We start from the raw sequence: 23,461 nt of genomic DNA on the forward strand, positions 1-23,461 counted from the left end.
AGATGTGTATAAGAGACAGCCTTCATGGCTTCCAGGCCGGCGACTAGGCGGACCTGGTAGGACAGGAAGGCGACGAGCTGGGACAGCGTGACCACGGCGGGCGTGGAGACGCCCGCGGCGGGCAGGGTCTTGAGCGCGGCTTCGTCGCCTTCGACGGGTTTCTCGATCAGCTTGCGCGTGAATTCCAGGATGGCGGCCAGGCGCGGGGTGGCGGCGTCTGACGGCTTGCCGGATTCGGCGACGGCGATGTCGGCCGGGGTGGCGCCGGCGTCGTTCAGGCGAGCGCGGTAGTGCGCGGCCAGCAGCGGCGACGGGGTGATGCGGGTGGCGTACAGCGCGACCAGCAGGCGCTCGGCCAGGGACAGACCGGGCAGCGCGGGGTCGAATAGGGCGTCGTAGCTGCCTTGGGTGGCGGCGGCGACCTTCTCGCGGAAGTGGCGCACTTCGTAGGTCTTGGCGCCCGGGGCCAGGCCGATCAGGCGGTCGACGAGGTCGTCCGTGACGTTGTAGACGATGGGTTCAGCCATGCGGATCTCCTTGATGCTTTACTTGGCGGCGCGTGCTGCGACAGCGGCGTCCAGGAACTGCTTCACGCCTTCCCAGGATTCCTGGTCGGCGCGGGCGTTGTCCTTGGGGTTGCCGCCGCTGGTGCTGATCTTGCCGGACACGGGGTGGGCGTAGACGAGCTGGGTGGTGGGCACGTAGGGGAACAGGATGGAGTGCCCGCCGTTCTCGTAGTCCAGCCACTCGACCGGATAGGGGTGGTTCACCTCGGCCAGCTTGTCCTGCACCATCTTGGAGTAGATGCTGGACGGCCAGGAGCCGTCGTCGGTGCCGGACAGCAGCATGACGGGGCCCTGGATGTCCTCGACCTTGATGCGGGCGCGGGCCACGGCGTCGGGGTCTTGCAGGGCGGTGAGGATGGCTTTCTCGTGGCGGTGCGGCGAGGGGCCTTCGTCGAAGGGCGCCCAGGTGGCGGTGCGGTTGTTTTCCCAGACGTGGGGGAGGGGCTTGCCGCCCAGCAGCCACGTGGGGCCTTCGCGGCCGATCTTGGGATCGCAGGCGTTCTGGCCGCTGTGGACCACGGCGCCGGGCACGTAGGCGACCACGGCCGAGACTTCCTCGGGGAAGGTGGCGCCCAGGAGCAGCACCAGTTCGCCGCCGCGCGACTGGCCGCTGATGGCGACGAAGTCGTGCTTAGGCTGGACCTTCTTGCGCAGCCAGCGCAGGCCGGTCTGGAAGTATTCCAGCGGGGTGTTGGAGATGTAGTCCGACAGGCCCGGCGCCTTGAAGTAGGCCAGCGCGAAGGCGGCATAGCCGCGGGACGCATACAGTGCCGCGCGCGGTTCGTTGATGCCGCCGCCGGAACCGTTCAGGATCATGACGGCGGGGAACGGGCCGGGGCCGGGCGGCAGGTACAACGTGCCGACCAGGCCTTCTTCGCGCACGTCCTGGCGCGTGACGCCGTCAGCCGCCAGGCGCTGGGTGAAGCTGGCCTGGGCCTGCGAGCCCGCGACGCGCGCCACTACGTCGGTGACCAGGGCGTCGGTCACCGGGTGGTTGAAGTGTTCGCGGCTGGACGAGTCCACGGGGGACTGCGACCAGACCAGGCCCATGGGCGCCACGCCTTCGTAGTCGCCGGACACGGGCGCGTCGCGGCCCAGGTCGACCGTGCCGTCGGCGCCCGCCACGAAGGCGGCCTGGCTTTGCCAGAGCACGCCGTTGCGGCGGGTCAGGGCGGTGATTTCCACCGTCTGGCCGGGCGCGACGTGTTCGACCCGGATCTGGCGCGGCACGTCGATCAGGTCGACGGCCGGGGTGATGGTCAGGGTGGGCGTCATGGCTTACTTGCCCGATTCTTTCGTCACCATCATGGCGGCCGTGCGGTCGCTGGTCATGGGGGTGACCTTCAGGCCCTTCTTGGTGGCCCAGATGTTCTTGTAGTGGAACAGCGGGATGATGCCGACGTCGTCGTACACGATCTTGACGGAGTCGCGCAGGATGGCTTCACGCTTGGCCACGTCGAATTCCGAGGTGGATTGCTCCAGCGCGACGTCGACCTTGGGGTTGCTGTAGCGGCCCCAGTTGGACGCGCCCAGGCCCTTCTTGGCGTCGGCGGTGGCCAGGATGTTGACCAGCGCGTAGCTGCCTTCGCCGGTGCCGTTGCCCCAGGCCAGCATGCTGACCGCGAATTCGTTCTTGTTGGCGCGGCCCGAGTACACGGCCCATGGCACGACTTCCACCTGGGTCTTGACGCCGGCGCGGGTCCAGAACTGCGCCACGGCCTGGGCGGTTTCCGGGCCTTGCGGGTAGCGGTCGTTGGGCACGTGCATGGTCAGCTTGAAGCCGTCCGGGTAGCCGGCTTCGGCCAGCAGCTTCTTGGCCTGGGCGACGTCGTTGGGGATGTCCTTGACGTCGGGGTTGTAGCCGATGGTGCCCTTGGGCATCCACTGGTTGGCTTCGGTGGCCGCGCCTTGCAGGATGCGGTCGGCGATGGCCTTGCGGTTGATGGCCAGGTTCAGGGCCTGGCGCACGCGCACGTCCAAGAGCGGGTTCTTGTCCAGCGGCTTGCCGTTGTTGTCGGTGATGTACTGGTTGGGCGCGGGGTTGAAGCTGGGCTGCAGCAGCATGACGCGCAGGCCGTCGTAGGGGTAGACCGACACGTTGGCGGCCTTTTGCAGCTTGGCCAGGTCGGACACCGAGACCTTGTCGATCACGTCCACGTCGCCGGCCAAGAGCGCGGCGGTGCGGGCGGCGGCGTTGTTGATGTAGCGGTAGTTGACCTTGTCCCAGATCTGCTTGTCGCCCCAGTAGGCGTCGTTGCGTTCCATGATGACGCGGTCGCCGGGGGTGTAGGACACGAACTTGTAGGGGCCGGTGCCGACCATGGCCTTGCCCGAGTTGTAGTCCTCGGTGGTGGACTTTTCACCGACGTGCTTGCTGACCACGTGCACCGAGGCCAGGTTCAGCGGCAGGTCGGGGTTGGGGGCCTTGGTCTTGACGATGAGCGTCAGCGGATCCTTGGCGGTCATCGTGTCGATGGTGCGCAGATAGCCGGCGTAGGTGGCCACGCTGCCCGGCACGGCACGCGCGCGGGTGTAGGAGTAGATCAGGTCATCGGCGGTGAAGGGCGTGCCGTCCTGCCACTTGACGCCTTCGCGCAGCTTGAATTCCCAGGTCTTGTCGTCCAGCGGCTTCCAGCTGACGGCCAGGCCGGGCTGCAGCTTGTTCCATTTGTTCTCGATCAGCAGGTCCCAGAAGTGCAGGGCCACCGAGCGGTCGCCGGCGTGGTTGTTCAGCTGCGGGTCCAGCGACGACAGCGGGTCGGCGAAGCCGATGGACAGGTCGTCGGCGCTGGCGGCGGCGGAAGCGCCGAGGATGGCGGCGGTCAGGGTGGTCAGAATCAGGCGTTTCATGTTCGGAGTCCTTGGTATAGGGGGAACTGGCGGTTGGTTCGGGCGCCGCGGCGCGGCGGCGGTGGTCACGCCATGTCGTTCAGGTGACAGGCGCTCAGGTGGTTGATGGCGATTCCCTTCAAGGTGGGAACCTCGGTCTTGCAGCGCGGCATCGCATGCGGGCAGCGCGGATGGAAATGGCAGCCGCCGGGCGGATTCAGCGGGCTGGGGATCTCGCCCTTGATCGCGGTAAAGGTCTTGTGGCGCGACTTCAGGCTGGGGATCTCGGCCAGCAGGGCTTGCGTGTACGGGTGGTTGGGGTGGCGGAAGACTTCTTCCACGGTCGCCGTTTCCACCACGCGGCCCAGGTACATGATCACGACGCGGTCGGACAGGTGCTCGACCACGCCCAGGTCATGGCTGATGAAGAGATAGGTCAAGCCCAGGTCTTCTCGCAGGTCCATGAAAAGGTTCAGGATCTGCGCCTGGATCGACACGTCCAGCGCGGCCACGGCCTCGTCGCACACCAGCATGGTGGGCTGCACGGCCAGGGCGCGGGCGATGCCGATGCGCTGGCGCTGGCCGCCGCTGAACTGGTGCGGATAGCGCTGACGCAGCGCGGGGTCCAGGCCGGCGCGTTCCAGCTGGGCGCTGACGTAGTCGTCGAAGTCGCCATTGCCGACCAGGCCGTGGATGCGGGCCGCTTCGCCCACGATCTCGTCCACGCGCAGGCGCGGGTTGAGGCTGGCGTAGGGGTCCTGGAAGATCATCTGCACTTGCAGGCGCGCGGCATGGGCCTGGGCCGAGTTCATGTCGGCCGGGCGCACGCCATTGATGCGGATTTCGCCGCCGGAGGGCGTCAAGAGGCCAGCCGCGATGCGGCCCAGCGTGGACTTGCCGCAGCCGGACTCGCCGACCAGGCCGACCACTTCGCCGGGGTTGACGATCAGGTCCACGTTGTCGACGGCGCGGGTCACGGCGGGCGGCTTGGACAGGCCCAGGCGCTGCATGGCGCGCGTCGCGGGGCCGGTCGGGCGTTCGCCGAAACGCTTGCTGACTTGGCTGAGATCAATCAGCGGGGTAGGGGCGGTCGTGCTCATGCCATTACCTCGCTGGTCTGGATCGTGGGATGGAAGCAGCGCACTTTGTGTTCGGGCAAGGCCTGGGTGATGCCGGGCTGCTGGCCGCAGGCGGCGGTGGCGCGCGAGCAGCGCGCCGCGAAGGCACAGCCCGCGGGCAGGTTGAGCAGGTTGGGCGTCATGCCGGGGATCTGGCGCAGGCGTTGGCCGCGTCGGTTGTTGCTGGGCAGGCTGTCGATCAGGCCCACGGTATAGGGGTGCTGCGGACGGTCCAGCACGTCGTCGACGGTGCCGTGCTCGACGATGCGGCCGGCGTACATCACCGCCACGTCGTCGGCCAGGCCGGCCACCACCGACAGGTCGTGGGTGATCCAGATCAGGCTGGTGCCGTGCTGCTGCGCGAGCTTCTGCACTTCGGACAGGATCTGCGCCTGGATGGTGACGTCCAGCGCGGTGGTGGGTTCGTCGGCGATGATCAGGTCGGGCCGGTGCAGCATGGCAATCGCGATGGCCACGCGCTGGCGCATGCCGCCGGACAGCTGATGCGGGTAGGCCAGCAGCCGCTCTTCGGGGCTGGGGATGCCCATCATGCCCAGGGTGTCGCGCGACAGGGCGCGGGCTTGCGCTGCGCTCATCTTGTTGTGCGCGCGCACGGTCTCGATCATTTGCGCGTCCACCCGCAGCACGGGGTTCAGCGTCATCATCGGATCCTGGAAGATCATGGCGATGCGGTTGCCCTGCAGCTTGCGCAGTTCGCGCGGCGCCAGCTTGGTCAGGTCGCGGCCCTGGAACAGCACTTCGCCGCCGACGATGCGGCCCGGCGCGTCGACCAGGCCCATGATGGAGAAGCCCGTGACGGACTTGCCCGAGCCGGACTCGCCGACCAGGCCCAGGATCTTGCCGCGTTCCAGCGTGAAGGAAACGTCGTCCACGGCGGGCAGCACGCCCGCGCGGGTATGGAAGTGGGTGCGCAGGTTGCGCACCTCCAGCGTCGGCGCGCCGGCAATATGGCGGTCGGCGCTCATTTGTGGGTCCTCGGGTTCAGCACGTCGCGCAGGCGGTCGCCCACCAGGTTGATCGCCACGATGGTGATCAGGAGCGCGATGCCGGGATAGAAGCTGATCCAGTATTCGCCGGACAGCATGGTCTGGAAGCCGTTGGAGATCAGCAGCCCCAGCGACGGTTCGGTCACGGGCACGCCCAGGCCCAGGAAGCTCAGGGTGGCTTCCAGCGTGATGGCGCGCGCGATCTGCAAAGTGCCGATGACGATCAGCGGCGGCAGGCAGTTGGGCAGGATGTGCTTCAACATGATGCGCCAGTTGGGGATGTCCAGGCAGCGGGCGGCTTCCACGTATTCGCGGCGGCGCTCGACCAGGGCCTGGCCGCGCGCGGTGCGGGCGTAGTAGGCCCATTCCAGGATCACCAGCGTCAGCACCACGTTGCCCACGCCCTTGCCCAGGTAGGCCAGGATCATCATGGCCACGAGGATGGACGGGAACGACAGGATCAGGTCGACCAGGCGCATGATCAGCGCGTCGACCTTGCCGCCGGCGTAGGCCGCAAGCAGGCCCAGCAGCGTGCCGACGATGCCGGCGATGACGGCCGAGCCCACGCCCACCATCAGGCTGATGCGCAGGCCGTACAGAATGCCCGAGAGCAGGTCGCGGCCCTGGCCGTCGGTGCCCAGCCAGTAGTGGAAGGTGTCCAGGCCGTTCATGCTGCCCGGCGGCAGGCGCGCGTCCAGCACGTCGATCTGCAGCAGGTCATAGGGGTTCTGCGGCGCGATCCAGGGCGCCAGGATGGCGGCCAGGATCAGCAACGTGGCAACCGTCAGGCCCAGCACCGCCGTCTTGGACGACATGAACTCGGCCAGGTTGCGCCGCCACGGCGATTCGCGGCGCAGCGCGGGAGTGGGGTTTGTCGATACGGCGCTCATGCCGAGGCCTCCAGCCGCACCCGCGGGTCCAGCACTTTATAAAGAATGTCCACGATCAGGTTCAGGGTCACGAACAGGCACACCACCACGATCAGGTAGGCCACGATGACGGGGCGGTCCAGTGCGTTCAGGCTGTCCAGGATCAGCTTGCCGGCGCCGGGCCAGGCGAAGATGCTTTCCGTGACCACGGCGAAGGCGATGGTGGAGCCCAGCTCCAGGCCCAGCACCGTCACCAGCGGAATCATGGTGTTGCGCAACACGTGCACACAGACCACGCGCATGGGCGACAGGCCCTTGGCGCGGGCGAACTTCACGAAGTCCAGAGGCAGCACGTCGCGCACGCCGGCGCGGGTCAGGCGGATCACGAGCGAGATCTTGAACAGCGACAGGTTGAACGCCGGCAGGATCAGGTGGCGCCAGCCGTCGGCCGTCAGCCAGGACCACTGGAAGCCCAGGAACTCCACCGTCTCGCCGCGGCCGCTGGCCGGCAGCCAGCCCAGCGACACGCTGAAGGTCATGATCAGCATCAGCGCGATCCAGAACGTCGGCAGCGAGAAGCCGACGATGCTGCCCGCCATGATCATCTTGGCGAAGCGGCTGTCCGGATACAGGCCGGCGTACAGGCCCAGCGGCAGGCCCACCACCACGGCCAGCATCATCGCGGCGATGGCCAGTTCGAAAGTCGCCGGCAGGCGCTGGATCACCAGTTCCACGGCCGGGATGTTGTAGACGAAGCTATTGCCCAGATTGCCGTGCAGGGCGCCGTTCAGGAACGCCAGGTACTGTTCCCACAGCGGCTTGTCCAGGCCGAGTTCGGCAATGATGCGGGTGCGGTCCACCTGGTCCACGTCCTGGCCAATTAGGATGTCCACCGGATTGCCGATGGCGTGCAGGCCCACGAAGACGATCAGCGTCATCAGGAAGACCACCACCGCGGCTTGCGCGATGCGGCGCAGCAACCAGCCCGTCATTGCGCGGTCTCCGCTTGCGGGGCCGGGGCCGGCGTCCATTCATCGCCGAACACTTCCGGCTCGCAGAACGCTTCCATATTGGCGTAGTGCGTCTCCACGTCCTCGCGATAGAACAGGCCGGCGATGCCTTGCGCCAGGCGCTTGGCGCCTTCGCTGATGGCCGGGATGTCGCCCGAGATCGTGCCTTGCGTCAGCGCGGCGGGGTAGGAGAAGCAATGCACGCGGTCCAGGCCGGGACAGGCGCCCGGGGTCTTTTCCTGCAATTCGAATACCGCGCCCAGGTCGGGCGAGTCGTGCAGTTCCTGGTCTTCTTCGCCAGCCGGCGGCACGTAGCGGTCGCCCCAGGCGCGCACGTGCGGCGCCAGCGCGGCGAACTCCGGACGCACGGTCCAGTCGATGCGGAAACCCGTGGAGAAGATCAGGAAGTCCAGCACGAACACGCCCTTGGGCGTGGTGACGTGGATCTCGTCGCCGACCAGCGCCAGGTCCTGCACGCCGCAGCCCAGGTTGAAGCGGGCGTTGGGGTGGCGCGAGACGCGCAGCGTGCTGCCGCGGGGCGGCGGCACCTGGGCGGCGTTGATGTAGTGGCGGATCTTCCACTTCCATTCGTCGGGCAGGGCCAGGTGCCCATGGGTCAGCCCCGGATTGCCCGCGCCCTTGCCCTTGTTGATGCGCGGAATGTCGTTGCGGCGGATCAGCAGGTCCACGCTGGCGGCGCCGGCTTCCAGCGCGGTGCCCGCGCTGTCCATGGCCGAGGCACCCGCGCCCACCACGCCCACGCGCTTGCCGGCTAGCGTCCCGTAGTCCATCACGTCGGACGAATGCGCCCAGCGGTCGCGCGGCAGCTTCTTCGCAAAATCAGGCACATAGGCGCCGCCCAGGCCGTCGCGGCCGGTGGCCAGCACCACGCGGCGCGCCAACACCGTGCTGCGTCCGGCGAGGGATTCGATGTCCAGCTGCACCAACTGGTCGGCGCGCGGCAGCACGGCCAGGATGCGGTGCTCGTTGCGCACATCCAGTTCCAGCGCGCGGCGGTACCAGCGCAGGTAGTCCATCCATTGCAGGCGCGGAATCTTGTCCAGCGCTTCCCAGGCGTCAACGCCGAACTGCGCCTCGAACCAGGCGCGGAAGGTCAGCGCCGGCAGGCCCAGCGCGGGGCCGGTCAATTGCTTGGGCGAACGCAGGGTTTCCATGCGGGCGGTGGTGGCCCAGGGACCTTCGTAGCCTTCGGGCGCCTGGTCGAAAATCGGGGCGTTGATGCCCAGGTGCTTGAGCGAGGCGGCCGCGGCCAGGCCGGCCATGCCGCCGCCGATGATGGCCACGTCCAGCACCGGCTGGCCGTCGACGAGGCGGGGCGTGACCCAGTTCTTGGCGGGCAGTTCCAGCCAGGACAGGTCTTGCCGCAGGCGCGCTTCCAGCGCGGCTAGGCCTTGCGGCGGGGTGGCTACAGGCTGATTCATATAGCAGGGGATTCCGTAAGAGGGGCGTCGTCGCCATAGATCGACTGCAGCAGGGCCGAATGCTCGGCGGCGTCGTGCAGGGCGAAGCCGGGCAGCAGGGCCGCGGCGGCTTGGGCGAGCGCGTCCGCCATGGCCTGGCAGGCCGGCGTCAGCGTTTGCGACTGCGGGGTGATGACCCCGAAGAAAAAGGGGATGTCCAGGTCGATGGGACGGATCGCCACGCCCGGCATGGGGGCGCCGTAGGCGGTGATCGGTTCCAGCACCGACACGCCCAGCCCGGCGCGCACGGCGGCCAGGGCGTTGACGGACGAGTTGGTTTCCATGGTGCCCAGCGTCTGGGCGTTCTGCGCCAGCGCGGCATCCAGGCGGCGGCGCAGGCGATAGGGATTGGCCATCGTGATCATGCGGCGCCCGGCCAGTGCGGCGACTGGCACCACGGCTTGTTGCGCCAGCGGATCGTTTTCCGGCAGCGCGACCACACAGGGCGCTTGCCCGATCCAGTGCACCGTCAGGCCGCGATGCTCCAGCGGCAGGCTGGTCGCGCCCAGTTGCGCGGCGCCGGATAGCACGGCGTGCACCACGCGCTCGGGCGAGGCGCTGCGCAATTGGATGCGCGCGGCGCCGACCCGGTCCTCGATGCGCTTGAGCGCGTCGGGCACCAGGCCCGCCGCCAGGGCGGAAGTGGCGGCCATCAGCAGCGGCTGGGCCTGGCCACGCGCGATTTCATCGGCGCGGCTGCGGATCTGCTGCATGCCCGCCAACGCGCGCTCGACGTCGTCATACAGCAGGAAGCCCTGCTCGGTGGGCGTCACGCGCGGGCCGCTGCGCGCAAACAAGGGATAGCCGATCTCGGCTTCCAGTTCCTGCAACAACCGGCTGATCGCCGGCTGGGAGCGGCCCAACAGCCGGCCGGCAGCAGTGACGCTGCCCGTGGACATGACGGCCGCGAAGGCCTCGAGTTGACGAAGTTCCATCTGGTTTGATTTATGCCAAGGACGAATTCTTGCCCGGCAAGTATGCGCTTTGCAAATAATTAAAGAGCATAAGTAAATTCCCTGATGGGGTTTTCATCAGGGAATTTCATAACTGGTAGTTATTTCAAGGGCTTGCGGCGGTGGCGCCTGTACGCCGCGCCGGACAAAGAAAAAGCCCGCGTCGGCATTCGCGGGCTTTGCGAGCATTAACGGGAGAGAAGCGGCCAGCCTGGGGCGTCAAGAATGCCCGCGTCCCTCGCGCCGGTAATACAGATAGCGTTCGATCTCCGCCTGTTCCACCGCTGGTTCCAGCGAGCGCCACCGGACCACGTAGCCGCGATGCGCTGGCGGCATCCAGCCCAATACGGAGTACATCGTGACTTCGGTCTGGCCAGTATTGAATTCCGTCTCGAAGAATCCCTGGCGACCCGGCGGCTCGCTGCCGCAAATCCAGCTGGAATCTGGCATGGCGCTCTCCCGTACGGCTTCAATCCTACGCGCCGGTCCGGGAAATGGCATACGTTCTAGCCCCGATGCGGGTTGCGTCCACCTTGTGTTAGAAACACGGATGGGGCTCTTGCGGCATGATTGCCGCGATCTTTGCGAACCTTTGCAGTTCGATTTGGCGGATGCCGGTAGTATTCGTCCATCGAACCTCAGGAGCCCGTCATGCACAGTCAGCAACCCGCGCCCGAGCCGAACAAGCGCCGTTGGCCTTTCGGCTACGGTGAAGAGGAGTAGTCCGGCTGCCCTAGCCGATACGCTCAATCCGGTCGCCCGGACCGGACAACTCGTGATAGATGTCATCCAGATATTCGGCCAGCCCGTCCGCGGGCACATCGGCAGGAATGGCAATGTCCGCAGCACGTACGCGTTTGCCGGCGTCCGAACGGTACGCCGTCCACACCGCGCCCTCGCGCTGGATGTCGAGCTGAAACCTGCCGTAGATGTCGAATTTCATCGATGTCCTGAAAAGTTCATGACCAGGCCAATGCCAACTCGGCAGCCATGCTGCGCGTGAGTCCCAATAGCGCCTGAGCGGCCGGGCTGAGCGTCTCGCCGCCGCGGGTCAGTACTTCCAGGCTGCGGACGGCGCTTTGGTCGGCCAGGGGTACGATCGCCAATTTTGCGCTAGCCGTGACCGCCAGCGCCGGCAGGATGGTGACGCCGAAGCCTTGTTCGACAAAGGTCAGCAAGGATGTGGTATTGCGCACCGTCAGCAGCGAGGCTTCCACCAACGCGGCCACTTCCGGGGAGTCGAACCGGGCGCACAGGCCGTTTGCAATGAACTCCGCGGCGTCGATATCGCGCCAGCGCGCCTCGCGCCGCAGCTTCGTCAGGCGGTGCCCGGCCGGACACACCAGCACGAAACGGTCTTCGAACAGGGGTTCGGTCACGATGCCGGGCAGGGGCGCCGGCAGCGTGGCTATGCCGAAATCGACCTCGCCATCGGCCACCGCCTTGCCCACCGCGGCCGAGTCTATGTCGCGCAGGTCGACCCGTACCTGCGGATACTGCCTGCGCATCAAGCCGATGACCTGGGGCAACAGCCGGATGGCCGCCGAGGGCACGGCGGCCACCTTGGCCGTTCCCAGCGCGCCGCTGGCATAGCGGACCATGTGGGCCACGGCCGAGTCGAATTCCGCAATGGCCCGCTGCGCCTGCGCGCGGACATAAAGGCCCAGGGGAGACAAGCGGATCTTGCGTTCGCCTTCGAACAAGGGGCCGCCCAGCTCCGACTCCAGCTGCTTCAAGGTCATGGAAAGCGCCGCCGGCGTACGGCCGACGCGGTCACCGGCCTGCGCCAGTTCGCCAGCATCGACCACGGCCATGAACATGCGCAGATGCTCGAGTTTCATATTTAAGAAAATATTAAATAGAACGAATTTATTTTAGTTTGACTGAATTCTGGCCGGAAATCTACAGTACCGCTCACTGCCATTCAAGGAAGCAAGCAATGAGCGCAAGCGCCTTACGCGTCGACGGGCTGCAGTACAGCAACTGGTCCGAAAAGATATTCCGCCAACTGCGCGAAGGCGGCGTGGACGCGGTCCACGTCACCATCGCGTATCACGAGAACCTGCGGGAGATGATCCACAACATCGAACGCTGGAACCGGTGGTTCGAGCGCTATCCCGACCTGATCGTGCAGGCGCGCAGTGGCGACGACGTCAGGCGCGCCCGCGAGGCCGGCCGTACCGCGATCATTTTCGGGCTGCAGAACCCGTCGCCCATCGAAGACGACATCGGCCTGGTCGAGGTGGTGCACACGCTGGGCGTGCGCTTCATGCAACTGACCTACAACAACCAGTCCTTGCTGGCTGCGGGTTGCTATGAAGCGGTCGACAGCGGCGTCACCCGCATGGGGCGCGAAGTGATCAAGGAAATGAACCGGGTCGGGCTGGTCATCGACATGAGCCATTCGGGCGAACGTTCCACGCTGGAAGCGATAGAACTGTCCGAGCGGCCCATCACCATCAGCCACGCCAATCCGCATTCATGGGCGCAGGCGCTGCGCAACAAGTCGGACACGGTGCTCAAGGCGCTGGCTGGCGCGGGCGGCATGTTCGGCTTTTCGCTGTATCCGCATCACCTCAAGAACAAATCGGCCTGTACCTTGGACGACTTCTGCGCCATGGTGGCGCGCACCGCGGATCTGGTGGGGGTGGAGCACCTGGGCCTGGGCTCGGACCTGTGCCAGGACCAGCCGGACTCGGTGGTCCAGTGGATGCGCACGGGCCGCTATACCAAGAACATCGACTACGGCGAAGGCTCGGCCGCGCAGCCGGGGTTTCCGCCGCAGCCCGGCTGGTTCCAGGACAGCCGGGATTTCAAGAACATCGAACAGGGCTTGCGCGCCACGGGGTTTTCAGCGGACGAGGTGGCGCTATTGATGGGCGGCAACTGGATGCGCTTCTTCGATGCAAGCTTCGGCCCGCAAGCCACTACTACCCGCAATCCCTGAACGGTCGCAACCTCGGAGCACATACATGAAGAACGCCATTCGCATCCTTGCGTGCGCCACGCTGGCGCTGGGCGCCGTCTGCAACGCCAGCGCGCAGGACTTTCCCCACAAAAGCATACAGATCGTCGTGCCGTTCCCGCCGGGTGGCGTGGCCGATCTGGTCGTGCGCACTGTCGCGCAAAAGCTGGGCCAGGACGTCAAGCAGCCCGTGCTGGTGGTGAACAAGCCCGGCGCCAGCGGCATCATCGGGGCCGAGTTCGTGGCCCGCGCACCGGCGGACGGCTATACGCTGCTGTTGGCCAACCTGCCGATCATGTCGATCAATGAACTGCAGTACAGCAGCCTGCCGTACTCCGCCACGCGGGACTTCGCGCCCGTGATCCTGTTGGCCGACCAACCCTACATCATCGCCACCGGCAACGCCGTGCCCGCCAAGACGATGAAGGAGTTCATCGCCTATGCCAAGGACAAGCCGGACACGCTGACTTTCGGTTCCGCGTCCAGCTCGACCTTTCTGGCCGGCGAACTGTTCAAGCAGCGGGCGGGCATCCGCATGGCGCACATCCCCTACAAGGGCAGCGCACCCGCCATCAACGATCTGCTTGGCGGACACATCAGTCTGATCCTGGATCCGGTGATCACCTTGCTGCCGCACGTCCAGGCCGGCAAGCTGCGGGCCCTGGCGGTCACTTCGTCTGAACGGATAGATACGGCGCCGGACATTCCCAGCTACAAGGAAGTCGGCCTGGTGGATATGGACATCACTTCGTGGCAGGGCATCGTCGCTCCGGCTGGTACACCCGAGGCAGTCGTCAAGAAACTCAACGAGGACTTCAACCGGGCCTTGCAGTCGCCCGAAGTGGCCTCGCGCCTGAAGGAGCAAGGGGTAAGCACCAAGGGCGGCTCGGCCCAGGCCTTCGCCGATTTCGTCGCGGCCGAAAACAAGCGCTGGGCGACGCTGGCCAAACAAGTCAACTTCCTGCCCGGCAGTTTGTGATGAGCATCCTGACCGGAGCCGATGCGCGCTTGCAGGCCCTGGGCCTGGCCTTGCCCCAGCCTACGCCGACGCACTATGCCTATCTGCCGGCGCTGCGGCACGGCAGCGCGGTGTACGTCGCAGGGCAGATTCCGAAGCTCAGCGCGGACCAGTTGCTGGTTCAAGGCGCGGTGGGTGAGCAGGTCGGCGAAGCACAGGCGTGCGAGGCCGTGCGCCTGTGCGTGCTGCATGCGCTGTCGTGGGTGGCCCACCACGCGCAGGGCAGCCTGGGTGCGGTGGAACAGGTATTGCGCGTCAACTACTTCTTCCAGGTGGGCGAGCGCGCCAGCACGCGGCTATCCGCCATTGCCGATACCGGATCGGAACTGCTGGTCGCGATCTTCGGCCGCCAGGGCGAGCATCCGCGTTCGGTCATTGGCGTGCGCGAGTTGCCGCGCAATGCGCCGGTGCTGGTCAGCATGGACGTGGCACTGAGGGCTGCGGACTCCTCGCGAATACCGGCCGGCTGAGGCCGCTGCCGGCCCCACGCAGGGCTTGCTCAGCGCTTGGGCAGCACGAACTCCACCCGCCGGTTCTGCGCCCGTCCTTGCGGATTGTCCGAACCGTTGGCCAGCCGGTTCGACTGGATCGGCTGGGTATCGCCCAGTCCTTTGACCGTCAGCCGCGACTTGTCCACGCCATGGCTTGCCAGCCATTGCGCCACCGCCTGCGCGCGGCGTAGCGACAGATCCTTGTTGTAGGAGGCCGATCCCTTGGAGTCGGTGTGGCCTTCGATGCCGACGGTGCCGGCCGAACTGGATTTGATCAGGCTGGCGATGTCACGCAGCGTAGGTTCGGCGGCGGGGCGTATGGCGGTCTTGTCGAAATCGAACAGCACATCGCCCAGCATGGCGACGGTCACGGCGTTCTTGTCTTGCCGCACCGACAGGCCGTCGTGGCGCGCGGCCAGTCCGTCTATCTGCGCGTTCAGGTCCGATATGCCGCCGCTGGCATCGGCAGGCAATCCCTTCAGGTCCAGGATGGTGGCCTGCAGATCCAGGATCTCGGCCTTATAGGGAGGCTCCTGCGCCCAGGAGCCGCTGGCAGCGGCGAGCAGCGCCGCGGCCAGGAGAGTCGGCGCGCGCGTGGCGGCGGCCATGGTCAGCGGTCGGTGATCTTGATGGCGTCGAAGGTCTCCACGCCCGGGATGGTCAGCGAAACCTCCTTGATTTCCTTGGGCGGGGCAGGGAACTTGCCCTGCCAGGAACCGGCCATGGGGGTGTCCTTGGACGTGCGGATGAGCAGCTTGGGATTGGTCAGCGGCTTGTCGCTGCTGTCTTTCAGCAGCAGGTGCTTCTTGTTGCCGGCGATGACGTAGAAGCTGTTGGCGTAATCGTCCTTGCTGATCTGCGAGTAGATCATTTCCGTCTTGCCGTCGACGATGGGCTTGAACCGGATCTTGATGGACAGGATGTCACCGCTGCGCACCGCTTCGATGACCTGGCCTTCCGCGCTGCCGGAATCGGTCAGGCCGGTGGCCAGGGGCGCGGGAGCGTCGGCCTGGCCTTGCGCCATGGCGGTCTGGCCGGCTGCCGCCACCATCATGCCCAAACCCAGGGCACAGGCGGCGGCTGTCTTTCTGATCGGAATCACGATAAGCATCCTTTGTCGTTGAAAACCATTCAGGGCAGGGCATCCGGACCGGGATTCATCCTTTTGGTCCCGTCCAAAAAGTCCAACGCAAGATGGTCCAACTTTCAGGCGCTTATTTCAGTTTGATGTTTTTCCAAGACGTTACGGAATCTAGCCAGCCTGGACGCTTATCCGCCGCGGTGCCCATGAAAGCGCGGCGCGGCGACGCTGCGGGTGTTTTCCTTGTGCTGCGAGCCGGCGAGCGCCTTGCGCCGGGCTTCCTCGTGCTGATGATCGGCGCGGGCGCGTTCCTTGTCGGCATGCGCGTCCGGGGCAGCGTGGGCGGGATTGGGGCGGGGAGTGTTGGGCGTCATGGTGCGTACCTATGCAGGTGACGCGGCATATGCCGCTTATCCACGTTACGCCCACGCTCCGTGTTTCTCAAGCGGGCATTTGCGGCGCTTTTTTTTGATCGCGGCAGCGCAATGCTTGAGCAATTGAGGGCGCTGCGGCAGCACAATGGTGCTGCGCTGGTTTCCCGGATGTTCTTCTTTCAGGAGAGCCCCATGTGCGACTGTTCCTCTTTCGCCAATTCCCCGCAGTTCAACCGCCGCCGCCTGCTGTTCGGCGCCGCCGCGATCGCCGCGGCTGGCGCTTCAGGCTGGCTGGGCGATGCCCAAGCCGCCGTGCCGTCAAACGATATCGGCCCCGACGAGGCCCTGAAACGCCTGATGGCCGGCAATGCCCGCTACGCCGCCAACAAGCCGAACATGCGGGACTATTCCGCGGGACGCGCGGCTCGCGCCGTGAAGCAGAAGCCCATCGCCGCCATCCTGGGCTGTTCGGACTCGCGGGTGGCGCCGGAACTGGCTTTCGACCAAGGGCCGGGCGACCTCTTCATTGTGCGCGTGGCCGGCAACTTCGTGAACGAAGACGGTCTGGCCAGCCTGGAGTACGGCACGCTGGTTCTGCGGGCGCCGCTCATCGTGGTACTGGGCCACGACAACTGCGGCGCGGTGGACGCGACGGTGAAGGCGTGGCAGGACAAGACGGAATTCCCTGGCCATCTGCCCGCGCTGGTGAACGCGATCAAGCCCGCTGTCGAGATCGCGAGCAAGTCGGGCGCAAGGGATCTGATGTCGGCTGCCGTGCAGGCCAATGTGCGCCTTGCGGTTGAACGCCTGAAGACTGCGCAGCCGCTGTTGCAAGAGATGGTGCAGCAGAAAAAGTTGGGAGTGGTGGGCGGCGTGTACAGCCTGGCAACGGGCAAGGTGACGTTGGTCTGACGCCAGCGCCGGGGTCGGCTGAATTCCAGCGCCGGCCGGCCTCGAACTGGTGAGAATTGCTGAGCTTTAATCGTTTTTCCCTTCGTAATATCCGATGAAAGGATATTGAAAGGGGAAGAGGCATGGGGGCGTGCGAAAAATGCGAGGCTATCGTCAGGGACCGGCGCGACGCGCCTGGTCATGACAGCCTGATCAGCCTGGGCGTGGTGCGATCGACGGGGCAGCAGCAACGCGGCGTGCAGCACGAGGCGTACACCTGTGCGGTGTGCGGCACGGATTGGGATTATCTCTACGACAAGCGCGACCCGGCTTCGGGGTGGCGCCGCTCCGATGCGGGCGTGCACACGGAAAAGGCCGAAGCGCCTTTGGCGAGAGCCGTCGGCGCCGCGTAGCGTGGCGCGCCGTATTTAATCAGATACCGTTCCTGCGTTGGCTCAGCGGCTGGCGCGGCTACATCTGCATCTTCTTCTTGCCCAATAGCGTCAGCGCCAGGCTGCGGCCGGTGCGCATGAAGGGGTAAAGCGCCGTCGACAGGCATGGGTTGCGGAACACGGCCGCGTTGACGCTGTTGAACAGGTCGTTGCCGGTACTGATCAGCGCCAGGCGGTTGATGCAGTCCGCGCCCCAGTAGTCCTGCCCGTCCAGGTGCAGCAGCATGCCCTGGTTCAGATCGTAGCCTTGCGCGTTGTAGGCCACCGCCAGGTCTGGGTGGTCGCGCATGTTCAGCAGGTCGATGGGGCCGACGGCCTTCTGCAGTTGCAGCATCCGCACGTAGTTCGAGCAGAAAGGGCAGTCTCCGTCGTAGAGCAGGAAGTTCTTTGCGATGGCCATGATGCACCGTGTGGAAATGCGCGGGCGCGAAAGGCGCGCCTGCCTCTTACATCCGATTAAAACGCATATCGCGGCAAGCGCCCACCGCCCGCATCGCGGCGCGGGTTTCAGCGCATCTGGCGCACGCCGTGGCCCAGGCGCCGGCGCAGCAGGTTGCGCAGCGTGACGCCGTCGGCATAGCCGACTTGCGCCGCGATCTGCTCCAGCGATTGGTTGCTGGTCTTCAGCAAATGGGCCGCGCGCTCCACGCGCAGGTCCTGGAAGAACGACAGCGGGCTCTTGCCCAGGACCTCCTGCATGCGGCGCGCCAGCGTGCGCTTGCTGGCGCCCAGCGCCTGCGCCGCGGCGTCCAGCGAGAATCCCTGCGCAAGATGCGCGCGGGCCCAGCGCTCGAAGGCCTGTACCAGCGGCTCGGCATGCGTCAGGTGATCGGTAATGACATAGGCCGACTGCGAGGGCCGCTGGTCCACGATCAGATAGCGCGCCACCAGCGCGGCCAGCTCCGGACTGGCCTGGCGCACCAGCCACAGCGCCATGTCCATGTGGCTGAGCGCCGCGCCCGCGGTCAGCAGCGACGACGAACGCACCAGCATGCGTTCGTCCTCCAGGTCCACCGCCGGATAGCGCTGCCTGAACAGCGGGGCCAGCCACCAGGTGGTGGTGGCCTTGTGGCCGTCCAGCAGGCCGGATTCCGCCAGGACGAAGGTGCCGATGCAGGCTGCGGCGGTGTTCGCGCCGGGCGCGCGCTGCCGCAGCATGCGGCCGGCGTCGCGCACGTCGGCGCGGTCCAGCGCGGGCAGCAGGGTTTCGGGCATCTTGCAGGCAATGGCGGGGATCACGAGCCAGTCCGGGTCCGACGGGTCCGGGCTGCCCGAGACGGGCACGCCGAATCCCTGTGCGGTACGCACCTTGCGGCGCATGCCGACGATCCGCGCGTCGAACGGCCGGACCGGTTCGGGCAGCAGCGGCGCCAGCTCGTTGGCCGTGGTGAACACGTCCAGGATGGCTGACACGCCGGTATCGAACACGCCCTCCAGGGCCAGGATCTGGATCTTCATGGCAAGAACGCTATCAAAGATGTCAAAACCGCCAATATTAATAAGGCCCGCCCGGACTCACAATGGCGCTGTCTGATCGCTGGCGCAAGCGTGCGCCGCGTCTTGCGGGAGCCTTATCTTGTCTTTTGAAAATCTGCTTGCCCTGACGGTATTCGCCTTCGTGACCTCGGTATCGCCAGGGCCTAGCAACGTCATGCTGATGACCTCTGGCGCGAACTTCGGCTTCGGCCGGACGCTGCCCCAAGTGCTGGGCATCACCGCCGGCTTCACTTCGCTGCTGCTTGGGGTAGGCCTGGGCCTCGGTGCGCTGTTCCACGCCTGCCCGGCCCTGTCGGCGGGCCTGAAGGTAGGGGGCGCGGTCTATCTGCTGTACCTGGCATGGCGCATAGCCCTATCGCGTTCCATCGGTGCGGGGCAGGCGTCTGCCAGGCCGCTCACGTTCATGGAGTCGGCCTTGTTCCAATGGATCAATCCCAAGGCCTGGATCGTGGCGCTGGCCGCGGTTGCGGTCTATGTGGATGCCGCGGCGCCCTGGGCGTCGCTGGCGTGGATGTGCCTGGTGTTCGCGGTGGTGAACGTGCCCAGCGTTTCGCTGTGGGCGGGCTTCGGCGTGGCGCTGCGCGGATTCCTGGCGCAGCCTGGAAGGCTGAAGTGGTTCAACATCGGCATGGGAACGCTGCTGGCGCTGACATTGTGGCCGATGCTGCGGTGAGCAAGGCCGGTGGCAGCATTGAGGAAAGTGCGGCGAGGAAGGCCGTGGCCTTTTGGGGGGAGGGTGCGGCCCGCGCAGACCGCACCCTGACACGGATCAGCCCGCGGCGGCTTCGTCGGGCGCGCCCCATGCCAGACCCATGGCGTAGCCGCGCACATCTTCCGGCCATCCGGCGATCTGCTGCGTAAAGCGCTCGCGGTCGTTGGCGTACAGCGCCCGCGTGGCTTCCTCGAAACCGGGCAGGTTGCCGGCCATGCTGGACATGAACCGGTATGCAGCCTCCTGGCGCTCGCGCCGGCGGTCCTGCGCCTCGTTGTCGCGGCGCGCCTGTTCCACCAGTTTGCGGAGGACGACCGATGCGCCGCCGGGCTGCGCGCCCAGCCAGTCCCAATGGCGCGGCAACAGGGTTACTTCGCGCGCCACTACGCCGAGCTTGGGGCGGCCCCGGCCGCGCGGTTGCGCGTCATCGACGAGGCTGGCGGGCGCTTCAGGCGCAGGGGCGGCCGGGTCAATGCGGACGCGGTGGCGCTCCGCGATGGCGGCATGGTTTCCGCTCAGGTCCAGATCGACCTGTTTGCCGGACAGGTCATCGAATACGAGGATGGTGGCGTCGTGGCCTTCGTCCATCGCCTGCCTGACCGCGAGCGCCACGTCGGAGAGCGCGCCAGCCGCAAGAATGCGATGACCCACGAAGGCGGTGTGCGGATCGGCGGGGAGGGGGGAGATCGGGTTGTTCATTTTTATCCGGGTGAAATTTGTGGATGAATTATGATCCGGGTAAAAATAGATGTCAATACACCCGGGTAAAAATATAGAAACGAAAAATGCACCACCGTGAGGTGCAGAAATATCCTTGCGGACCTAGGGTCAACACCTAGGCAAAACACGCAAGCGGCGTATAATCTTGCTTTGCGCCCGGAGTTACCCATGCGTCTCGTACAAAAAGCGCTCACCTTCGACGATGTGTTGCTGGTGCCTGCGTATTCCGAGGTCCTGCCTCGCGACACTTCCCTGGCTACGCGCCTCACTCGCAACATCACCCTGAACATCCCGCTCGTGTCCGCCGCCATGGACACCGTGACCGAATCGCGCCTGGCCATCGCCATGGCGCAAGAGGGCGGCATCGGGATCATCCACAAGAATCTGTCGGCTGAAGCCCAGGCCCGCGAGGTCGCCCGCGTCAAGCGCCATGAATTCGGCATCGTGATCGATCCGGTCACGGTCACCCCGCAAATGAAGGTGCGCGACGCCATCGCGTTGCAGCGCCAGCATGGCATCTCGGGCCTGCCGGTGGTCGAAGGACGCAAGCTGGTCGGCATCGTCACCAACCGCGACCTGCGCTTCGAAGAAAACCTGGACCAGCCCCTGCGCAACATCATGACGCCGCAGGAACGCCTGGTCACCATGAAGGAAGGCGCCACGCTGGAAGAGGCGCAGTCCCTGATGCACAAGCACCGCCTGGAGCGCGTGCTGATCGTCAACGACGGCTTTGAACTGCGTGGCCTGGCCACCGTCAAGGACATCGTCAAGAACACCGAACACCCGATGGCCAGCAAGGACGCCCAGGGCCAGCTGCGCGTGGGCGCGGCTGTGGGCGTGGGCGCCGGCACCGAAGAACGCGTGGAAAAGCTGGTTGCGGCTGGCGTCGACGTCCTGATCGTCGACACCGCCCACGGCCATTCCAAGGGCGTGCTGGAAGGCGTGCGCTGGGTCAAGCAGAACTACCCCAAGGTTGAAGTCATCGGCGGCAACATAGCCACCGCCGCCGCCGCGCGCGCGCTGGTCGAGTACGGCGCCGACGGCGTCAAGGTCGGCATCGGCCCGGGCTCCATCTGCACCACCCGCATCGTCGCGGGCGTCGGCGTGCCGCAGATCCATGCCATTTCCGAAGTCGCCAAGGCGTTGGAAGGCACGGGCGTGCCCCTGATCGCCGACGGCGGTATCCGTTACTCGGGCGACGTTGCGAAGGCCCTGGCGGCCGGCGCTTTCGCCTGCATGATGGGCGGCATGTTCGCCGGCACCGAAGAAGCGCCGGGCGAAGTCGTGCTGTTCCAGGGCCGTTCGTACAAGTCCTACCGCGGCATGGGCAGCCTGGGCGCCATGACGGACGGCTCCGCCGACCGTTACTTCCAGGATCCGTCCAACAACGCCGACAAGCTGGTTCCCGAAGGCATCGAAGGCCGCGTCCCCTACAAGGGCAGCGTGCTGGCCATCATTTACCAACTGGTCGGCGGCATCCGCGCCTCGATGGGCTACTGCGGCTGCGCCACCATCGACGACATGCGCACCAAGACCGAATTCGTGGAGATCACCTCCGCGGGCGTGCGCGAGTCCCACGTGCACGACGTACAGATCACCAAGGAAGCGCCCAACTACCGCGCCGACTGATCCGTACAGTCAACTACAATGTCATGCATCGCGCACCGGCAGAACCGCAACCTGAATCAGCGGTTCTGCCGGTGCGGTTTTATTTACTGCGGTTTTATTCTTTACCGGTAGAGTCTCCATGCACCAGCGCATCCTCATTCTCGACTACGGTTCGCAAGTCACCCAGCTGATCGCCCGCCGCGTCCGCGAAGCCGGCGTCTACTCCGAAGTGCACCCCGGCGACGTCGACGACGCCTTCGTGCGCGACCAGATGGCGCAAGGCCTGAAGGGCATCATCCTGTCCGGCAGCCACGCTTCCGCCTACGAAGAAGGCTCCATGCGCGTGCCGCATGCGGTGTTCGAACTGGGCGTGCCCGTGCTCGGCATCTGCTACGGCATGCAGTCCATGGCGCAGCAGTTGGGCGGTGTGGTCAGCTATTCCGACCACCGCGAATTCGGCTACGCCGAAGTCCGCGCCCACGGCCACACCAAGCTGCTGGAAGGCCTGGAAGACTTTTCCACGGCCGAAGGCCACGGCATGCTCAAGGTCTGGATGAGCCACGGCGACAAGGTCACCGAGCTGCCCCCGGGCTTCAAGCTGATGGCTTCCACGCCGTCCTGCCCCATCGCCGGCATGGCCGACGAAGACCGCAAGTTCTACGCCGTCCAGTTCCACCCCGAAGTCACGCACACCGTCCAGGGCAAGGCCATGCTGGCCCGCTTCGTCAATGAGATCTGCGGCTGCGAAGGCGACTGGAACATGCCCGACTACGTGGCCGAAGCCGTCGCCCGCATCCGCGAGCAGGTCGGCACGGACGAAGTCATCCTGGGCCTGTCCGGCGGCGTGGACTCCTCGGTCGCCGCGGCGCTGATCCACAAGGCTATCGGCGACCAGCTCACCTGCGTGTTCGTCGACCACGGCCTCTTGCGCCTGGACGAAGGCAAGCAGGTCATGCAGACCTTCGCTGAAAATATGGGCGTGAAGATCATCCACGTCGACGCCACTGCCCAATTCATGGGCAAGCTGGCCGGCGTGGCCGACCCCGAAGCCAAGCGCAAGATCATCGGCCGCGAATTCGTCGAAGTGTTCCAGGAACAGGCGGGCAAGCAGAAGAGCGCCAAGTGGCTGGCCCAGGGCACGATCTACCCCGACGTCATCGAATCCGCTGGCGCCAAGACGGGCAAGGCCACCTCCATCAAGTCGCACCACAACGTGGGCGGCCTGCCGGACACACTGAACCTGCAACTGCTGGAGCCGCTGCGCGAACTGTTCAAGGACGAAGTCCGCGAACTCGGCGTGGCCCTGGGCCTGCCGCCGCAGATGGTCTACCGCCACCCGTTCCCCGGCCCCGGCCTGGGCGTGCGCATCCTGGGCGAAGTCAAGCATGAATACGCCGAACTGCTGCGCCGCGCCGACGCGATCTTCATCGAAGAGCTGCGCAACACCAAGGACGAGGCCAGCGGCCTGACCTGGTACGAGCTGACCTCACAAGCGTTTGCCGTGTTCCTGCCGGTGAAGTCGGTGGGGGTGATGGGCGATGGGCGCACCTACGAATACGTGGTGGCGCTGCGCGCGGTGCAGACCTTCGACTTCATGACTGCTGATTGGGCGCCGCTGCCGCATCCGCTGCTGGCGCGGGTGTCGTCGCGGATCATCAATGAGGTGCGTGGCATTAATCGTGTTGTTTACGACGTGTCGAGCAAGCCGCCGGCGACGATCGAGTGGGAGTGAGTCGGGCGGGAGCTATGCGACTAAAATAAAAAAGAGGTTTGGCCCGCGTAACTGCGGGCTTTTTCTTTCCTGGATGATGCAAATTAG

26 protein-coding genes are annotated in these 23,461 nt (G+C 66.0%); 8 read left to right on the top strand and 18 right to left on the bottom strand.

All coding sequences use genetic code 11. The features are described 5' to 3' along the window. The 12 genes from DXK93_RS23785 to DXK93_RS23840 all read right to left on the bottom strand — a co-directional run. Positions 1 to 527 (bottom strand): CMD domain protein (locus tag DXK93_RS23785; RefSeq protein ID WP_119451328.1); only part of this gene is annotated, 527 nt, incomplete at its 3' end. Between the two features lie 18 nt (positions 528 to 545). Continuing rightward, positions 546 to 1,841, bottom strand: coding sequence for an acyl-CoA thioesterase/bile acid-CoA:amino acid N-acyltransferase family protein (locus tag DXK93_RS23790; protein WP_119451329.1), 1,296 nt, complete (start codon positions 1,839 to 1,841; stop codon positions 546 to 548). Between the two features lie 3 nt (positions 1,842 to 1,844). Then, positions 1,845 to 3,416 carry an ABC transporter substrate-binding protein gene (locus DXK93_RS23795; RefSeq protein WP_119451330.1) on the bottom strand — a complete coding sequence of 524 codons (1,572 nt, stop codon included), beginning with the start codon at positions 3,414 to 3,416 and terminating at the stop codon, positions 1,845 to 1,847. Positions 3,417 to 3,481: 65 nt separating this feature from the next. After that, a complete protein-coding gene (locus DXK93_RS23800) occupies positions 3,482 to 4,495 on the bottom strand; it encodes an ABC transporter ATP-binding protein (RefSeq protein ID WP_059373250.1) in 1,014 nt (337 codons plus the stop codon). Beyond that, positions 4,492 to 5,499: an ABC transporter ATP-binding protein gene (locus DXK93_RS23805; protein ID WP_059373245.1), complete on the bottom strand. Its 1,008-nt coding sequence runs from the start codon at positions 5,497 to 5,499 to the stop codon at positions 4,492 to 4,494. The genes DXK93_RS23800 and DXK93_RS23805 overlap by 4 nt, the downstream gene beginning before the upstream one ends. After that, positions 5,496 to 6,410 carry an ABC transporter permease gene (locus tag DXK93_RS23810; protein ID WP_119451331.1) on the bottom strand — a complete coding sequence of 305 codons (915 nt, stop codon included), beginning with the start codon at positions 6,408 to 6,410 and terminating at the stop codon, positions 5,496 to 5,498. Before DXK93_RS23810 ends, DXK93_RS23805 begins: the two co-directional genes overlap by 4 nt. Then, positions 6,407 to 7,381, bottom strand: coding sequence for an ABC transporter permease (locus DXK93_RS23815; protein WP_119451332.1), 975 nt, complete (start codon positions 7,379 to 7,381; stop codon positions 6,407 to 6,409). The genes DXK93_RS23810 and DXK93_RS23815 overlap by 4 nt, the downstream gene beginning before the upstream one ends. After that, complete coding sequence (locus DXK93_RS23820) at positions 7,378 to 8,841, bottom strand: NAD(P)/FAD-dependent oxidoreductase (protein ID WP_119451333.1); 1,464 nt, start codon at positions 8,839 to 8,841, stop codon at positions 7,378 to 7,380. The genes DXK93_RS23815 and DXK93_RS23820 overlap by 4 nt, the downstream gene beginning before the upstream one ends. Beyond that, positions 8,838 to 9,815, bottom strand: a complete 978-nt coding sequence (locus DXK93_RS23825) for a LysR family transcriptional regulator (protein WP_054456317.1) — start codon at positions 9,813 to 9,815, stop codon at positions 8,838 to 8,840. Before DXK93_RS23825 ends, DXK93_RS23820 begins: the two co-directional genes overlap by 4 nt. Before the next feature lie 237 nt (positions 9,816 to 10,052). Continuing rightward, the gene (locus DXK93_RS23830; protein WP_054456318.1) at positions 10,053 to 10,283 is read right to left on the bottom strand and encodes a hypothetical protein; all 231 of its coding nucleotides are present in this window, start codon (positions 10,281 to 10,283) and stop codon (positions 10,053 to 10,055) included. 283 nt (positions 10,284 to 10,566) lie between these two features. Continuing rightward, complete coding sequence (locus DXK93_RS23835; protein WP_119451334.1) at positions 10,567 to 10,776, bottom strand: hypothetical protein; 210 nt, start codon at positions 10,774 to 10,776, stop codon at positions 10,567 to 10,569. A gap of 16 nt (positions 10,777 to 10,792) precedes the next feature. Next, positions 10,793 to 11,674 (bottom strand): LysR family transcriptional regulator, encoded by an 882-nt coding sequence (locus DXK93_RS23840; protein ID WP_088141055.1) that lies wholly within the window; start codon positions 11,672 to 11,674, stop codon positions 10,793 to 10,795. Between the two features lie 98 nt (positions 11,675 to 11,772). Here DXK93_RS23840 and DXK93_RS23845 point away from each other — a divergent pair, with 98 nt between their 5' ends. Genes DXK93_RS23845 through DXK93_RS23855 form a run of 3 tightly spaced genes read left to right on the top strand, consistent with a single transcriptional unit; the run spans position 11,773 to position 14,286 of the window. Then, positions 11,773 to 12,780, top strand: a complete 1,008-nt coding sequence (locus tag DXK93_RS23845; RefSeq protein ID WP_119451335.1) for a membrane dipeptidase — start codon at positions 11,773 to 11,775, stop codon at positions 12,778 to 12,780. Between the two features lie 25 nt (positions 12,781 to 12,805). After that, entirely contained in the window at positions 12,806 to 13,777 is a 972-nt protein-coding gene (locus DXK93_RS23850; RefSeq protein WP_158598573.1) for a tripartite tricarboxylate transporter substrate binding protein, read from the top strand. Beyond that, positions 13,777 to 14,286, top strand: a complete 510-nt coding sequence (locus tag DXK93_RS23855) for a RidA family protein (RefSeq protein WP_119451337.1) — start codon at positions 13,777 to 13,779, stop codon at positions 14,284 to 14,286. Before DXK93_RS23850 ends, DXK93_RS23855 begins: the two co-directional genes overlap by 1 nt. A 29-nt stretch (positions 14,287 to 14,315) precedes the next feature. Here the strand turns inward: DXK93_RS23855 and DXK93_RS23860 are convergent, their stop codons facing one another. From DXK93_RS23860 to DXK93_RS23870, 3 genes are all read right to left on the bottom strand, one after another. Further along, entirely contained in the window at positions 14,316 to 14,915 is a 600-nt protein-coding gene (locus tag DXK93_RS23860; protein ID WP_119451338.1) for an OmpA family protein, read from the bottom strand. A gap of 2 nt (positions 14,916 to 14,917) precedes the next feature. Continuing rightward, positions 14,918 to 15,409, bottom strand: a complete 492-nt coding sequence (locus DXK93_RS23865; protein WP_233564603.1) for a hypothetical protein — start codon at positions 15,407 to 15,409, stop codon at positions 14,918 to 14,920. 167 nt (positions 15,410 to 15,576) lie between these two features. Next, on the bottom strand, positions 15,577 to 15,762 hold the full coding sequence (locus DXK93_RS23870; protein ID WP_119451339.1) for a hypothetical protein: 186 nt from the start codon (positions 15,760 to 15,762) through the stop codon (positions 15,577 to 15,579). Positions 15,763 to 15,954: 192 nt separating this feature from the next. Between DXK93_RS23870 and DXK93_RS23875 the strand changes: the two genes are divergently transcribed. Together DXK93_RS23875 and DXK93_RS23880 are read left to right on the top strand one after the other, a co-directional pair. Continuing rightward, positions 15,955 to 16,674 carry a carbonic anhydrase gene (locus DXK93_RS23875; RefSeq protein ID WP_119451340.1) on the top strand — a complete coding sequence of 240 codons (720 nt, stop codon included), beginning with the start codon at positions 15,955 to 15,957 and terminating at the stop codon, positions 16,672 to 16,674. Between the two features lie 122 nt (positions 16,675 to 16,796). Then, positions 16,797 to 17,066: a hypothetical protein gene (locus tag DXK93_RS23880; protein ID WP_119451341.1), complete on the top strand. Its 270-nt coding sequence runs from the start codon at positions 16,797 to 16,799 to the stop codon at positions 17,064 to 17,066. Positions 17,067 to 17,124: 58 nt separating this feature from the next. Here the strand turns inward: DXK93_RS23880 and DXK93_RS23885 are convergent, their stop codons facing one another. Next, entirely contained in the window at positions 17,125 to 17,505 is a 381-nt protein-coding gene (locus DXK93_RS23885) for a DCC1-like thiol-disulfide oxidoreductase family protein (RefSeq protein WP_119451342.1), read from the bottom strand. Between the two features lie 107 nt (positions 17,506 to 17,612). Further along, positions 17,613 to 18,563, bottom strand: coding sequence for a GlxA family transcriptional regulator (locus DXK93_RS23890; protein WP_119451343.1), 951 nt, complete (start codon positions 18,561 to 18,563; stop codon positions 17,613 to 17,615). A gap of 118 nt (positions 18,564 to 18,681) precedes the next feature. On the opposite strand from DXK93_RS23890, the gene DXK93_RS23895 reads away from it, so the two are divergent. Next, positions 18,682 to 19,275 (top strand): LysE family translocator, encoded by a 594-nt coding sequence (locus DXK93_RS23895; protein ID WP_119451344.1) that lies wholly within the window; start codon positions 18,682 to 18,684, stop codon positions 19,273 to 19,275. A 96-nt stretch (positions 19,276 to 19,371) separates the two neighbouring features. Here DXK93_RS23895 and DXK93_RS23900 read toward each other — a convergent pair whose 3' ends face one another. Continuing rightward, on the bottom strand, positions 19,372 to 20,013 hold the full coding sequence (locus tag DXK93_RS23900; protein WP_119451345.1) for a DUF2239 family protein: 642 nt from the start codon (positions 20,011 to 20,013) through the stop codon (positions 19,372 to 19,374). A gap of 189 nt (positions 20,014 to 20,202) precedes the next feature. Between DXK93_RS23900 and guaB the strand changes: the two genes are divergently transcribed. Together guaB and guaA are read left to right on the top strand one after the other, a co-directional pair. Beyond that, positions 20,203 to 21,663 (top strand): IMP dehydrogenase, encoded by a 1,461-nt coding sequence (gene guaB, locus DXK93_RS23905; RefSeq protein ID WP_054456333.1) that lies wholly within the window; start codon positions 20,203 to 20,205, stop codon positions 21,661 to 21,663. 118 nt (positions 21,664 to 21,781) lie between these two features. Beyond that, a complete protein-coding gene (gene guaA / locus DXK93_RS23910) occupies positions 21,782 to 23,374 on the top strand; it encodes a glutamine-hydrolyzing GMP synthase (protein WP_119451346.1) in 1,593 nt (530 codons plus the stop codon). Positions 23,375 to 23,461: the final 87 nt, after the last annotated feature.

Source organism: Achromobacter sp. K91, assembly GCF_003576205.1.
Classification (GTDB): Bacteria; Pseudomonadota; Gammaproteobacteria; order Burkholderiales; family Burkholderiaceae_B; genus Achromobacter; species Achromobacter aegrifaciens.

Coding starts and splice junctions, on each gene's coding strand:
- DXK93_RS23860 (WP_119451338.1), bottom strand. CDS start 14,915: ATGGCCGCCGCCACGCGCGCGCCGACTCTCCTGGCCGCGGCGCTGCTC.
- DXK93_RS23830 (WP_054456318.1), bottom strand. CDS start 10,283: ATGCCAGATTCCAGCTGGATTTGCGGCAGCGAGCCGCCGGGTCGCCAG.
- guaB (WP_054456333.1), top strand. CDS start 20,203: ATGCGTCTCGTACAAAAAGCGCTCACCTTCGACGATGTGTTGCTGGTG.
- DXK93_RS23890 (WP_119451343.1), bottom strand. CDS start 18,563: ATGAAGATCCAGATCCTGGCCCTGGAGGGCGTGTTCGATACCGGCGTG.
- DXK93_RS23825 (WP_054456317.1), bottom strand. CDS start 9,815: ATGGAACTTCGTCAACTCGAGGCCTTCGCGGCCGTCATGTCCACGGGC.
- guaA (WP_119451346.1), top strand. CDS start 21,782: ATGCACCAGCGCATCCTCATTCTCGACTACGGTTCGCAAGTCACCCAG.
- DXK93_RS23795 (WP_119451330.1), bottom strand. CDS start 3,416: ATGAAACGCCTGATTCTGACCACCCTGACCGCCGCCATCCTCGGCGCT.
- DXK93_RS23870 (WP_119451339.1), bottom strand. CDS start 15,762: ATGACGCCCAACACTCCCCGCCCCAATCCCGCCCACGCTGCCCCGGAC.
- DXK93_RS23875 (WP_119451340.1), top strand. CDS start 15,955: ATGTGCGACTGTTCCTCTTTCGCCAATTCCCCGCAGTTCAACCGCCGC.
- DXK93_RS23845 (WP_119451335.1), top strand. CDS start 11,773: ATGAGCGCAAGCGCCTTACGCGTCGACGGGCTGCAGTACAGCAACTGG.
- DXK93_RS23820 (WP_119451333.1), bottom strand. CDS start 8,841: ATGAATCAGCCTGTAGCCACCCCGCCGCAAGGCCTAGCCGCGCTGGAA.
- DXK93_RS23885 (WP_119451342.1), bottom strand. CDS start 17,505: ATGGCCATCGCAAAGAACTTCCTGCTCTACGACGGAGACTGCCCTTTC.
- DXK93_RS23815 (WP_119451332.1), bottom strand. CDS start 7,381: ATGACGGGCTGGTTGCTGCGCCGCATCGCGCAAGCCGCGGTGGTGGTC.
- DXK93_RS23855 (WP_119451337.1), top strand. CDS start 13,777: ATGAGCATCCTGACCGGAGCCGATGCGCGCTTGCAGGCCCTGGGCCTG.
- DXK93_RS23900 (WP_119451345.1), bottom strand. CDS start 20,013: ATGAACAACCCGATCTCCCCCCTCCCCGCCGATCCGCACACCGCCTTC.
- DXK93_RS23835 (WP_119451334.1), bottom strand. CDS start 10,776: ATGAAATTCGACATCTACGGCAGGTTTCAGCTCGACATCCAGCGCGAG.
- DXK93_RS23800 (WP_059373250.1), bottom strand. CDS start 4,495: ATGAGCACGACCGCCCCTACCCCGCTGATTGATCTCAGCCAAGTCAGC.
- DXK93_RS23840 (WP_088141055.1), bottom strand. CDS start 11,674: ATGAAACTCGAGCATCTGCGCATGTTCATGGCCGTGGTCGATGCTGGC.
- DXK93_RS23810 (WP_119451331.1), bottom strand. CDS start 6,410: ATGAGCGCCGTATCGACAAACCCCACTCCCGCGCTGCGCCGCGAATCG.
- DXK93_RS23880 (WP_119451341.1), top strand. CDS start 16,797: ATGGGGGCGTGCGAAAAATGCGAGGCTATCGTCAGGGACCGGCGCGAC.
- DXK93_RS23790 (WP_119451329.1), bottom strand. CDS start 1,841: ATGACGCCCACCCTGACCATCACCCCGGCCGTCGACCTGATCGACGTG.
- DXK93_RS23805 (WP_059373245.1), bottom strand. CDS start 5,499: ATGAGCGCCGACCGCCATATTGCCGGCGCGCCGACGCTGGAGGTGCGC.
- DXK93_RS23850 (WP_158598573.1), top strand. CDS start 12,806: ATGAAGAACGCCATTCGCATCCTTGCGTGCGCCACGCTGGCGCTGGGC.